The organism is Pseudobutyrivibrio sp. YE44, from assembly GCF_900104335.1.
Lineage (GTDB): Bacteria > Bacillota > Clostridia > Lachnospirales > Lachnospiraceae > Pseudobutyrivibrio.
In genome coordinates, this window is record NZ_FMXT01000005.1 from 59162 (window position 1) to 72219 (window position 13058).

10 protein-coding genes are annotated in these 13058 nt (G+C 38.2%); 8 read left to right on the forward strand and 2 right to left on the reverse strand.

All coding sequences use genetic code 11. The features are described 5' to 3' along the window. Nucleotide 1: 1 nt before the first annotated feature. From BLR54_RS09075 to BLR54_RS09085, 3 genes are all read left to right on the forward strand, one after another. A complete protein-coding gene (locus BLR54_RS09075) occupies nucleotides 2–181 on the forward strand; it encodes a hypothetical protein (RefSeq protein ID WP_090419884.1) in 180 nt (59 codons plus the stop codon). Further along, nucleotides 182–739 (forward strand): zeta toxin family protein, encoded by a 558-nt coding sequence (locus BLR54_RS09080; protein ID WP_090419886.1) that lies wholly within the window; start codon nucleotides 182–184, stop codon nucleotides 737–739. It abuts the gene before it with no gap. 266 nt (nucleotides 740–1005) lie between these two features. Next, the gene (locus BLR54_RS09085; protein ID WP_090419889.1) at nucleotides 1006–2301 is read left to right on the forward strand and encodes a cation:dicarboxylate symporter family transporter; all 1296 of its coding nucleotides are present in this window, start codon (nucleotides 1006–1008) and stop codon (nucleotides 2299–2301) included. A 16-nt stretch (nucleotides 2302–2317) separates the two neighbouring features. Here the strand turns inward: BLR54_RS09085 and BLR54_RS09090 are convergent, their stop codons facing one another. Further along, the gene (locus BLR54_RS09090) at nucleotides 2318–3943 is read right to left on the reverse strand and encodes a diguanylate cyclase domain-containing protein (protein WP_090419892.1); all 1626 of its coding nucleotides are present in this window, start codon (nucleotides 3941–3943) and stop codon (nucleotides 2318–2320) included. 227 nt (nucleotides 3944–4170) lie between these two features. Here BLR54_RS09090 and yjeM point away from each other — a divergent pair, with 227 nt between their 5' ends. Beyond that, entirely contained in the window at nucleotides 4171–5703 is a 1533-nt protein-coding gene (gene yjeM / locus BLR54_RS09095) for a glutamate/gamma-aminobutyrate family transporter YjeM (protein ID WP_090419894.1), read from the forward strand. A gap of 128 nt (nucleotides 5704–5831) precedes the next feature. Then, nucleotides 5832–6584 carry a CPBP family intramembrane glutamic endopeptidase gene (locus tag BLR54_RS09100; protein ID WP_090419897.1) on the forward strand — a complete coding sequence of 251 codons (753 nt, stop codon included), beginning with the start codon at nucleotides 5832–5834 and terminating at the stop codon, nucleotides 6582–6584. 35 nt (nucleotides 6585–6619) lie between these two features. Here the strand turns inward: BLR54_RS09100 and BLR54_RS09105 are convergent, their stop codons facing one another. Next, nucleotides 6620–7681 (reverse strand): 5' nucleotidase, NT5C type, encoded by a 1062-nt coding sequence (locus BLR54_RS09105; protein ID WP_176761906.1) that lies wholly within the window; start codon nucleotides 7679–7681, stop codon nucleotides 6620–6622. Nucleotides 7682–8173: 492 nt separating this feature from the next. Between BLR54_RS09105 and BLR54_RS09110 the strand changes: the two genes are divergently transcribed. The 3 genes from BLR54_RS09110 (at nucleotide 8174) to pfkB (ending at nucleotide 13057) form a co-directional block, all read left to right on the forward strand. After that, entirely contained in the window at nucleotides 8174–11248 is a 3075-nt protein-coding gene (locus BLR54_RS09110; RefSeq protein WP_176761907.1) for an EAL domain-containing protein, read from the forward strand. 135 nt (nucleotides 11249–11383) lie between these two features. Beyond that, nucleotides 11384–12133, forward strand: a complete 750-nt coding sequence (locus BLR54_RS09115) for a DeoR/GlpR family DNA-binding transcription regulator (RefSeq protein WP_090419904.1) — start codon at nucleotides 11384–11386, stop codon at nucleotides 12131–12133. Between the two features lie 18 nt (nucleotides 12134–12151). After that, the gene (gene pfkB / locus BLR54_RS09120) at nucleotides 12152–13057 is read left to right on the forward strand and encodes a 1-phosphofructokinase (protein WP_090419908.1); all 906 of its coding nucleotides are present in this window, start codon (nucleotides 12152–12154) and stop codon (nucleotides 13055–13057) included. Nucleotide 13058: the final 1 nt, after the last annotated feature.

Sequence of the window (13058 nt, forward strand, 5' to 3'; positions counted from 1 at the left end):
TATGTGTGATGTTAAGAAATACTCAGATATATATAAAGAGATAAAAAAACTTGAGCCTCATGACACATTGCAATTAGTATTAGAGTGCGAGGATGATGAAGAAAAAGATTTTTACGAGCTTGTAGGAGATTTCCTTCTTCAAAAGAGACAAAAAGAAGCGATTGCGAGGAATGTATTTTAGATGAAAGAATATATAATTCTTGCAGGTGTTAATGGAGCTGGGAAATCAACCTATTTTTCTTTAGATTCTAGATTTATGAAATATGAGAAAATCAACCTAGATGATATAGTGAGAGAAATGGGCGATTGGAGAGATACGACAAATGTCGTTAACGCAGGAAAGATAGTAATATCCAGAATGAATCACTATTATTCTGATGGGATATCTTTCTCACAAGAAACTACGCTATGTGGAAAATCTATTTTAAGGAATATCGATAAAGCTAAACAGCTAGGATATTTAGTTGAAATGCATTATGTAGGCGTAGATTCGGTTGATATAGCAAAGGCTAGAGTAGCAAATAGAGTAGCAAAAGGTGGACATGGTATAGCTGAAGCGGACATAGAAAGAAGATACATAGAATCATTTGAGAATTTAAAACTTGTATTGTCGAAGTGTGATTTGGTATCACTTTATGATAATACTGATAGTTTTAGAAGAATTGCAATATATAAAAAGGGTAAGCAGGTCAGGGTATCTAGCAGAGTACCCGAGTGGTTTAGAAAACTAAATATTTAATCATTAGTCATTTAGTTCTATGCTAGATGACTTTTTTATTGGAATGGGTAATTGCAACAATTACTAGTGTTAGTTATAATAACCGTTGTTGTAAATTATGAAAGTACAGAAAATAATTATGGAGGCAATAATGCAAACACGAGGTAAATACTCGGTGCAGTTTTGATGCTGACAGCAGATTGTACCGAGGTTAATAGAAGTAGTTGCTGTCACAGGCTGCACCAAACAAATAATAGCGACTAATAATTATTTGAAAAGGAGCAGATATGAATACAGATAGGGTGACAAGATTAAGAAAAGAGTGGGTATCAGAGGAGAGGATAGCTCAAATTCATGGTTGGGATTTTTCTCATATTAATGGCAGGTATGAAGAGGAGGAAGATCTTCCTTGGGATTACAGGCAGATTATTAATGAGAACCTTATAGATACTATGAAGCTTTTAGATTTTGATACAGGTGGTGGAGAGTTCTTGTTATCACTTGAACATCCTTATAAAAATATTGCAGCTACAGAGGGGTATCCACCAAATGTGGATCTTTGCAGAAAGAAATTATGTCCTCTGGGGATTGATTTTAGGGCGTGTGATGATGAGGCTAATATTCCTTTTGAAGATGCTACTTTTGATGTTTTGATAAACAGACACGGAAGGTATAATCCTAAAGAAGCTAGAAGACTTCTAAAAGTAGGTGGTTTATTTATTACCCAGCAAGTAGGTGGGAGAAATGATAGGGAACTAATAAATTGGGTGTTGCCTGACATATCACATCCATTTAATGAAGCAGAATTGCATATTCAAATGGAGAAATTTGAACAATCAGGTTTTAGCGTAATACAGGGAGAGGAAGCATCTCCAGTTGTGACTGGAATCAATTCCTTGAACGTGGTGTTTATGAAATGTATGGAAATGATTCTGAAACTTTCACCTATAGGAGTTTTCTGTCTTATTTGTCCTGTAGTAGCTGCAAACGGAAGTGCTGTTCTTGGTTCCCTTGCAATGGTACTTTTAGCTGCATATTGCTGTTATGCTCTTCATATGGCAATTGTGTATTCTACTGCGATTGCATCTTTTGGAGGCATTAGTCCATTGAAATTTTTCAAAGCCCAGTGGCCTGCAATGATTTTTGCATTTTCTAGTGCATCCAGTGTAGGAACCCTTCCAATTAACATGAAGGGTTGCGAAACCATGGGAGCTGACAAGGAAATAACATCCTTTGTATTGCCTCTTGGTGCAACAATAAATATGGATGGTACTGCTATTTACCAAGGAGTATGTGCCATATTTATAGCATCATGCTATGGTGTTGACCTTACATTCTCTCAGATGTTAACTATTGTTCTTACTGCAACTTTGGCTTCTATAGGAACAGCAGGAGTACCTGGAGCAGGTATGGTCATGCTTGCTATGGTTCTTACATCAGTAGGGCTTCCTGTAGATGGAATTGCTCTTGTGGCTGGTATTGATAGAATCTTTGATATGGGAAGAACAGTTGTAAATATTACAGGAGATGCATCCTGTGCTGTTGTAGTTTCAAATTTGGAAAGAAAGAAGAGTAGAAAATAAAAATTATTTTGGGGCGTCAATCTTGACGCCCCATTTTTCTTTCGTGTTTATCTTCATACATGAGCATATCAGCTCGTTGCATCATCTTCTGAACGATATCATCTTCAGCAGGATCATAGATGGCAAAGCCTTTTGATAGCCATACTTGTTCCCAAGGATTATCGGCCGAAGCATTTATTCCTTCGATAACAACATCTAAGCGTTTTAAAAGGAATTCCAGATTATGGAAATCTTCGTTTTTCAGGATAATAAAGAACTCATCGCCGCCAACTCTGTAAACAGGACTACGTTTGAAAACGTCACTGATGGTGCGGCAGGCTTTCTTTAAATAGATGTCGCCCTTATCATGTCCATATTCATCATTTATTCGTTTGAGACCGTCACAGTCGAATTCACCTAAGGCAAAATTTGGATTAATTGAGCCGTTGTTAATTTGTTCTTGTAGCTCTTCGATAGCCAGTAAGAAGGCTCCCTTGTTTTTTACATGAGTAAGAGGATCCTTAAAAGCTTGTTCATTTAGTGCACTGATATGAGCTTTCATATTGCCGGTAAGGTTCTTGAAGGATTTGGTGAGTCGTCCGATTTCATCATCCTTATCATAGCTCAAATCTACATCGAAATTACCTTTGTCTACCTGTGCGGCAGCCTCAGTAAGTTGAATCAGTGGTTTCGTAATTAATCCAAGTGAGAAAACTAAAAAGATTCCCGCAGCAAATAGTGCAATTACAGCACATATAAGAATATTTATTATTAGACCACGCCATTCACCTTGAGTTTCACTAAGTGGAACGGTGATGTTAAGGTACATGCCATTGCTAAGAGGTAACCAGACAGCTTCCTTAAGTACACCGTCATAGGTATATTGGGCAGAGGTAGTGTCAGCCTTATTGTTATAAGGCATTTGTTTTTCTTCTTCGGAAGGAAGATTTGCCACATCAATATAAGGATGATAGAAGAGTGTGCCATTAGCGTCACTTAAGAAAGCATATCCATTGTCGTAGAACTTTATACTATCTACCTCTTCAGCCATGGCAGAGTAGTCGATTTCTATTCCAACAACGCCTATAAACTGCTCTTTATAATAAATAGGCGCATCGTATGAGATAACCTTTACATCAAGATTATCTGTTACATAAGGAGGTAGCCAGATGGATTTTCCTTCAAATTTTGGAACTGTGAACCATACCAGTTTTGAGGTGTCGTTTACATCATAAAGGGAAATGTCGGTTACTTCATGTTCGGTAAAACCCTTGCCATCAAGATTCGTATACCAAAAGCCTTTTACGTTGGAGGAGATAGTAGGGTCAATACGGTAATAATAAGTTAAGACACCATTTGTATGTGAAATCACAAAATCAAAATACTCACGGACATCTTCCATATGTTCTTCCAGCTGCTCATCGTCAAGGCCCTGTAAATCGTTTTCTACAAAGTCAGTGATGTCGTTAACAGAGTTTTGAACACTGTCAAAATAATAGTTTAAGCTATATTGGCCATTTTCGCACAGCATAAGAAGCAGCTGATCGGATTTTCGGCTGGCAGTAATACGTATGAAAATTGCACTTAGCAATGTAATAATCAAAATAACTGTAAATATCACACAGAGCATTGTGACAGTTAATTTTGTTCTTATTGATCGCATTACACAGACTCCTCATAAAAATAGCGTTTACTGATACTCGTGATTATAACACCGGACTATGTCCGTTTTTTGTCCAAATAATCTTTTACACTTAAAAGCGCTAATGCATTGCATTTCCTTTGTTCAAAAACAATCATTTCATAGAAGAAAAACTTTAATCATGATATAATCAATGACGCTGCCGTTACTCGGCAGTGTTATATTGTTATAAAGGAAGTAGTTTAGTAATGAAAGAAAAAAAGCTGGGGCTTATGTCCCTCATACTGATGATTTTCACATCAGTTTACGGATTCAATAATATCCCAAGATCTTATTACTTAATGGGATATGCAGCGATTCCTTGGTTCGTAATCGCAGGTATTTTATTCTTTATTCCATTTGCCTTCATGGTTGCAGAGTTTGGTTCTGCATTCAGAAATGAGACAGGTGGTATGTACTCATGGATGTGCAAATCAGTAGGTCCTAAGTACGCATTTATCGGAACATTTATGTGGTACACATCTTACGTTCTTTGGATGGTAAATGTATCATCAGGTATTTGGGTACCTGTATCAAATCTTATTTTCGGTGAAGACTGCACTTCAAACTGGTCATTCTTTGGCTCTGAGTTTTTATCAGGTTCAAGACTCCTTGGTATCATGGCAGTTGCTTTCTTCATTTTCATCACATACTTTGATGCAAAGGGTGTTGATAAAATCAGCAAGGTTACATCAATCGGTGGTACAGCCGTTCTTACAATCAACATTTTAGTTGTTGTTGGTTCTATCGTTATGATTATTGCACGTGGTGGTCACCTTCAGCAGCCATTTGCAGGTATGGAATCACTTAAGGTACCTCTTAATGTTGCTTACCAGGGTAGCCCAATTATGATTCTCTCATTTATTGTTTATGCACTTTTTGCATACGGCGGAATCGAGGCAGTTGGTGGTCTTGTAGATAAGACAGAAAACCCTAAGAAGAACTTCCCTAAGGGAATCATTACAGCAGCTATGGTAATCGTTGTTGGTTATGCATCACTTATCATGCTTGTTGGTTCATTCACAAATTACAGTGAAATCCTTGGCACAGATACAATCACACTTGGAAACGTATCATATGTAATCATGTCAAACTTCGCAGCAGAGTTTGGTAAGGCTTTCGGTGCTTCAGCAGCAACACAGCTTGCATTAGCTCACGGCTTCGCTCGTGTTTATGCACTTATCATGCTTCTTGCTCTTATGGGTGCTATGTTTACACTTGTTTACTCACCACTTAAGCAGTTAATCGAGGGTACTGCAAAGGAAGTTTGGCCTGGAAAGATGGGCGAGATCGCTCCTGATGGAATGCCAAAGAACGCTATGTGGATTCAGTGTGCAATTGTTTGCGTTATGATTCTTCTTGTTTCCTTCGGTGGAGACACAATGCAGCAGTTCTTCGTAATCCTTACAGCGATGGTAAACGTTGGTATGACAGTACCATACATGTTTATCTCATTTGCTTTCCCTAAGTTCAAGAAGCTTAAGGGAATCGACAGAAGCTTTGTAATTTACAAGTCACAGAAGTCAGCTACTATCTGGGGTTACATTGTTACATTGACACTTTTCTTTGCAAACCTTTTTGCTATTATTCAGCCAGCATTAGATGGCGATATCAAGACAACAATTTGGTCACTCAGTGGTCCTGTTATCTTCGGTATTGTTGCTTGGGCAATATACACACGCTATGAAAACAAGGTAGGTTCAGAGGAAGCTGTCATGGAAGATATGGCAAAGGAAAGCTAATTCAACAGAATAATTTAGAGATAATATTGAGCTGTCTAGTTTTTGGACTAGGCAGCTCTTTTTATGTACACAAAAACGAAAAGAGTGCTAAAATGTTACTATAGTAATAGAAGAAGGAATACAGAGTTATGGACAGAAGCAGTATTGGCGATACCAGCGCCACAAATAATATACGACCAACAAGAAGGACTTCACCTAGAAAGCAATATTCAGAATATCTTTTAATAGCATTTCTGACATACATGTCGCTTTATATCATTATTAATTCCGCCTTGGAACAATTTTATGATACAAATCCAGTTTATAAGATTGGAAATTTTGTGGGATTGTTTTTGGCCATTGCAACCCTGATTCCACTTGCAAGAAAGGTACCATGCGATTTTCTAATCCAGCCTCTTATTGTAAATAAAAAGAGAGTATCCTATGCCTTGAAGGTAGGAGGCCAGCTGTGCCTGCTTTTTGGTGGCTTTATGATAGTACTAAAGCTTGGTCTTCTTCATTTTGCGCCAGATATGTTAAATAGAGCCCATCCATTTTTCTATTGGGAAAGATTGATGCCAGGAAACATAACAACCAACACTATTCTTTATCCATTCACCGCCTTTTGGCAGGAATACTGTATTAATGTCATGGGTTATGATGGCATGAGAACCCTTTTAGTAGGTAATCATAGAAAGAACAAATCAGTTTCTGTAGTTGCACTTTTCTTCGGAGCAATGCATTATTTATATGGCTTCCCAATGATAGTGTTTACAGCATTGTTTGTGCTATTTATGAATTTCATTTATCGAAAGACTAGAAACCTGTGGGTATGCATGGTTATTCACTTCTTCTTAGGGCAGCTTTTGTTTACCCTTCAGCTTCAAAAAATTGGATTTTGATTATAAAAAAAGCCTTCCCCTTGAGGGGAAGGTTTTTATGCAAACAAATCTTTTATCACTTCAACCGCATCCTCTACACGTTCACTGTTTACTACAACATCACAAAGTTCTTTATTCATAAGCTCTTTTTCCATAGAAAGCCAACGATATTTAATAGCTTCATTGTCCAGGCCTTTACTTAAGATATTGTCAATCATGTATTCATGGCTGGCCTTGCAGAATACAAGAACAACTGGATATTCTTTTTTCATGGCAATGGAGCCTGTGATATCTGTTGGGATAACAGCATTAAGTCCAGATGCCAAGGCCTCTTCAATTGCATCTACAGGAATGCCGTATCGATTACCAGCATAAACTGTGTGTGAGATAAATTTGAGACCGGAAAATTCTTCCTCACTTACCTTGTCATGATTTTTGCTGGCTTCACCGGTGGTGACTGAATGAATTCTCATGGCAAATCCATCTGCAGCAAGCTTGTCAGCAATGGCATTTTTGTTGCAACCACTAGGGCCGATTAAGGCAATAACAGACGGCACAGTAGGTTTAACCTTTTTAATTGAGGCAGTGATTATCTGTTCCACCATAATAAGAAATTCTGAATAGTCGTTTACCGCCAAAACTCCTGACAAATGAGAGTTCCAAGGACGACGCATCAATATAGGATACTTAGCTTGGCTCTTGAGGATGTTGTGTCCACCATCATCCAATTGAAAATCAACCTTAACAGTCTGTTTAGAGAAAGTAAGAATTACATTTTCAAGTGGAAAGTCAGGTAGCTGCTCAGCAATTTGCTCGTAGCGAAGACCAGCATATTTAGGAGACACTGCAGTGTTGATGTACACATCTCCCATTTCCATAAGCTTATATATAAATTCGCGAGCAGCGTCAGATACATGCTGCTTTCTCAAAATGCGTTCGTCATCATAATAGCGTGCAATTATCGATTGCTTTGAGCCTTCCTCACCTGCGCCCCAGGATTTAATATCCTCCACAGTGGCATTAAGGCCAGGATTTTCTGCGTTAGCGAGCTCTACAGCAATGCCGCAGAATGGCGCAAGAACATCATCAAAATCAATTTCAAAAGTGTAGTTTCTCATATATTTATGCTCCCTTCCCCGATGATTCAGTAGATAACTTATATATACAATTATCCACAGAAGCATGTCCCTATTTAGGGGGTGACTTCTAGTCTATCACTTTTAAAACCATATTCAATTAGCAATATCAAAATGTTATAAATAAATTTAAAATCAGCTATAAAGAAATAAAAATAACTGTCGATAAATAGAATAACAAAACAAAAAAGAATTGAAAGTCAGAGCAAGCTGAACAAATCTCCGTTAATCGATTTGGCAAAGGTCTTACCGGTTGACGCGAAGGGGAAGTAACTTTGATACCAATTCAGGCAGAAAGGAACTAAATAATGAAATTTACAGTCTTAGCTTGAGAGCTGCTTTTCGATTTCGAAACCGGGAAATCGATTAGCAGCTCATTTTACGTGACTAACTCTTTCCACATTTATTAGATAGAAAATTCACAAATGGGTGTTAGAATAAAATGACTCATAGTTGATGAGTAGGGGTATTTTTATGGACAACAGTAGTGATTTCAGGGAAATCAGAATATCTACAGATGAGTTGACCGGGTTGCTAGACAAGCAGGCTTTCTATGAGTGTGCCCAGGATTTGATTAATTCAGCAGGGGAAGATAATGAGTATGCCTTCATATTCTTCGATTTGGAAAACTTCAAATTCTACAATGTTAACTATGGATATGAGTTAGGTGATGAACTGCTTATTTCTATCGGATATATAATCAAAGACGTATTTCAGGGTCAGCTTATTTCCAGATTTTCAGGTGACCATTTCGTAGTATGTGCAAATTCTGTGCAAATCGTTCCATCAATTAACAACATTAGAGATAGAATAAAACTCATTCAAAAGAGTGTAAATGTTGAGCTTAAAGCTGGAATCTATATTTACGATGGTGAGGAAAATGATGTTATTCGATGCTGCGATCGTGCACGAATGGCGTGTGTCAGTATAAAGAAAAAATACGATGTAGCCTTTAGATTCTATGATGATGATTTGGGAGGATCTCTTCAGCGTAAGCAGGAAATCCTTGATAGCTTGGATGAGGCTATAGAAAAGAAATATATTAAGGTGTTTTACCAGCCAATAGTCCGCACTCTTACAGGAGAAGTGTGTGGTTGGGAGGCTTTGGTAAGATGGATTGATCCAAACAAGGGAATGGTATTCCCTAATGAGTTTATTCCTGTTCTCGAGGAGTATCGTCTAATCGCAAAGGTAGATGCCTTTGTCATGGAGGAGGTATTATCAAGATTCCATTCAGCTGTCGTAGAAAGAAATAATCATGTGCCTGTTTCCATTAATCTTTCACGAATTGATTTTGAGGTATTGGATGTAGTCTCTCTTATTAATCAATTGGTGAAAAAATATAACATCCCTAAGAATATGTTCCATCTGGAGGTAACAGAAAGTGCCTTAACAAAGGATGCGGGATTTATTACTGAGCAAATAAAAAAGCTACGAGACCAAGGTTATATCGTTTGGATGGACGATTTCGGTAGCGGTTATTCATCTTTGAACTTGCTGAAGAATTATGAGTTTGATCTTATCAAAATTGACATGGATTTCCTAAGTCAGTTTGATGAGACAGATAATGGAAAGATTATCCTTAGACATATTGTGTCTATGATTAAGAACCTTAACATTCATACATTGGCAGAGGGTGTGGAAACTAAGGAACAATATGACTTTTTAAAGAGTATTGGTTGCGAAATGATTCAAGGATATTTGATTGGTAGACCAATGCCTTATATGGAAAGCTTAGAGTGCATTAAGAAAGACGGACGTAAACTAGAAAGCTCAGAGGATCGATTCTTTTTTGAAGAATTGGGATGCGTGGATATTCTCCGTCAGAATCCTCTGCAAAATATTGCAAATACTGAGATTGAGAATCCTTTACCATTGGCTATAGGAGTATGCACAAAGGGTGTTTGGGATATTATCTACACTAATTCTAGCTTCAGAGAGCTTATGCGCATGTTTAGATTTGAGGAAATTGATGAAGTGCAAGACATGCTCAACGATAAGGGCCACAGAAAATGGGCTCGAAACAAAGATTTTAACGAGATATGTGCTCACAGTAGGGAGACAGAAACTCCTGCCAGCATAGATTATATTGTAGAAGGACATATTGTAAACCTGAGAGCTCGTTATTTGTGCTCTGCAAACGGTGAAGAAAAGAATGCATATCTTGTATCTTTAAGATTGCTTTCAAGATTCTTAACCAGCGATAATGACAGCAGAATCACGGCTATTAGTCGCGCTATGCTTACAAAGTACGAGTGTGTAGATTTATTTGGAATCGGAAATAATTACTTTGAAAATATATTCCTTAATGACAGCCGCTTGCATGTTAACTACACAGGTCAAAAGCCAAAGGATGTTTTAAATGCAATTAGGGATACGTTGGTACATCCAGATGATAAGAAGTATTTTGATGAACTAATGGATTTGGATACGATAGAAAAACGTATAAACGATGAAGTCAGCGGCACCATTATTGGCTTTATAAGAGTAAAAAATGCAAGAAAGACCTTTATTTGGAAAACCATTAGCCTTTCCATAGTACATTTTGAAGGCTATGATGTAATGTTAAGTTGTGTAAGCGAATCTCCAAACGAAATTGCAAGAAGAATGACTGCAGCAACAAGCGTCGCTGTTACCCAATATGAAGATATGTTGGAGTCTCATGAGAATGCTGTTATTCCTAGACCGGAGGATGTTCTTCAAATGCTTCCTATGGGTGTATTTTGGAAGGATGCCAACAGAAAATTCCTGGGAGCAAATCAAATGTTCTTAGATTACTTTGGCTTCCAGTCTTTAGAAAGCATCCTCGGGAAAACAGACGAGGATATGGGTTGGCATATTAACCCTGAGCCATTCAAGAAGGACGAGGAAAGTGTAATCAAGGAAGGTAACATCATAGAGAACGTTCATGGTGAATGTATAGTTAAGGGGCAGGTTAGACATATCGTAGCTAACAAACGACCTTGCTACGTGGACCGTAAGATAGTTGGATTAATTGGGTACTTTGTGGATATTACCAAGGAGCTTGAGAAGCAGAGCGAGATGGAGAATCTGATTAATACAGATGCTCTTACAGGTCTTTACAATCGTAGATCCTTTGAGGAGGTTGTTGGTAAGTATAAAGAGCAGTACGAGAAGAAGAAAACTGATTTTGCAATATGTCTGCTTGATATCGACAAGTTCAAACAGATTAATGATATGTACGGACATGATGTTGGTGATGATGTGCTTAGGGAAGTTGCAAAGGTACTCGCCAAGGTGGCCTCTGAGAGTAGTGTTGTGTTCAGATTTGGTGGTGACGAGTTTATAGTACTTCATCAGCAAAAAAGCCGTTCTGAAATGGAAAGCATAAAGCAAGAAATAGATAGTGGAATTGCCAAGCTGGAAAAGATAGGCAAAGTTCAGATGACGGTTCGATTGTCTAAAGGAATGGCCTTCTACTCAGATTACGAAAATATAGGCAAATGTTTGGATGCCGCTGACAAAGGAATGTATGCAGACAAGGAGAGTAAACAAAAGAAGAAAAAAATTAACAAAAACAAAACTTAAAAAATGTGGATAATGACGGAATTTGATTATCCTTGATGATTTATGCTCATTTGTGATTGCGTTACGTATTTTAACGTGTTATATTTTGACTATAGCAATCATAAATGAGCAAAATTGTGCAAGGGGTGTTAATACATGCTAACGGAAGAAAGACGTGCGCGGATAATCGAAATTGTAAATGAAAAGAAGGCTGTATCAGTCAATGAACTGGTTGATCTTTTAGATACATCGGCAGCCACTATTCGTCGAGACATTAACGCGTTGAATCGTTCCCGTAAGCTGGTAAAGGTTTTTGGAGGTGCTACTTCCTTAACCTCTCACGATGTTAACACTAAAGAAGATGCAGTTAAGATGAAGGCCCAAAAGAACGTGGCGGAAAAGGACAACATCAGCCGTTATGCAGCAGGGCTTATTGAGGACAATGATTTTGTTTACATAGATGCTGGTACCACAACACTTGCAATGATTGATTACATTAACAATCGTCAAGCAAAGTACATCACAAACGGTGTGGTACATGCCAAACGTCTTATGGAAAAAGGTCTTGAAACCATTATGATTGGCGGAAGACTTAAGGCTTCCACTGAAGCGGTAGTTGGCCCTGATTGTATAGAGTTTATTCGCAAATATCATTTTACAAAAGCTTTTATGGGTACAAATGGTATTTCAGTTCAAGCGGGCTTCACTACACCTGATGTTGACGAAGCTATGATTAAGACCGAGGCAATCAGACATGCTTACATGTCATACGTATTAGCAGATCACACGAAATTCGACGAGGTAAATTCGGTGACCTTCGCCAACATTGGCGAGTGCAATATCATCACCGATAAAGTTACATCTAAAGAGTATATGAGCCAAACAACAGTTATGGTGTGTGATTAGATGAATGGAGGTAAAGCGATGATTTATACGGTTACATTTAACCCAGCACTTGATTATGTAGTTAGAATGGACGGAGACTTACTCCCAGGTATGACCAACCGTTCAGCTAGCGAGGAGTACTATTTCGGTGGAAAGGGTATCAATGTATCCATGGTTTTGTCTGAGCTTGGACTTAAGAGCACAGCTCTTGGATTCGTAGCAGGCTTCACTGGTAGAGCTATTGACGAAGGTGTTCAGGCTGCAGGTATCGACACAGATTTTATTCACCTTAAGGAAGGCATTTCAAGAATCAATGTAAAGCTTAAGGCAACAGAGGAAACTGAGATTAATGCTCAGGGACCAAAGATTGATGAGCAGTCACAGATGGAGCTTTTCAATAAGCTTTCTAAGTTAGTTGAGGGTGATGTGCTTATCCTTGCAGGTTCAATTCCAAATTCACTTCCAGATGATGTATATGAAAGAATTCTTTCAGCACTTGATGGAAAGGGAATAGAGTTCGTTGTTGATGCAACAAAGGACTTACTTACAAACGTTCTCAAGTATCATCCATTCCTTATCAAGCCAAACAACTTTGAGCTTGGTGAGATTGTTGGAAAGACACTTGAGACAGATGATGAAATTTACGAAGGAGCTTTAAAGCTTCAGGAAATGGGTGCAAGAAACGTGCTTATCTCTATGGCAGGAGATGGGGCTATGCTAGTTGATGAAAATGGTCAGCGTTATCGTATCGGTGTACCTAAGGGAACAGTTAGAAACTCAGTTGGAGCTGGTGATTCAATGGTGGCAGGCTTTGTTGCAGGCTACATGAAGACAAAGAATTACGAGACAGCTTTAAAGATGGGAACAGCAGCAGGTTCAGCAACAGCATTCTCTGACGGACTAGCAAAGGCAGCTGATATCGATGCACTGTTCAAGGGCTTATAAG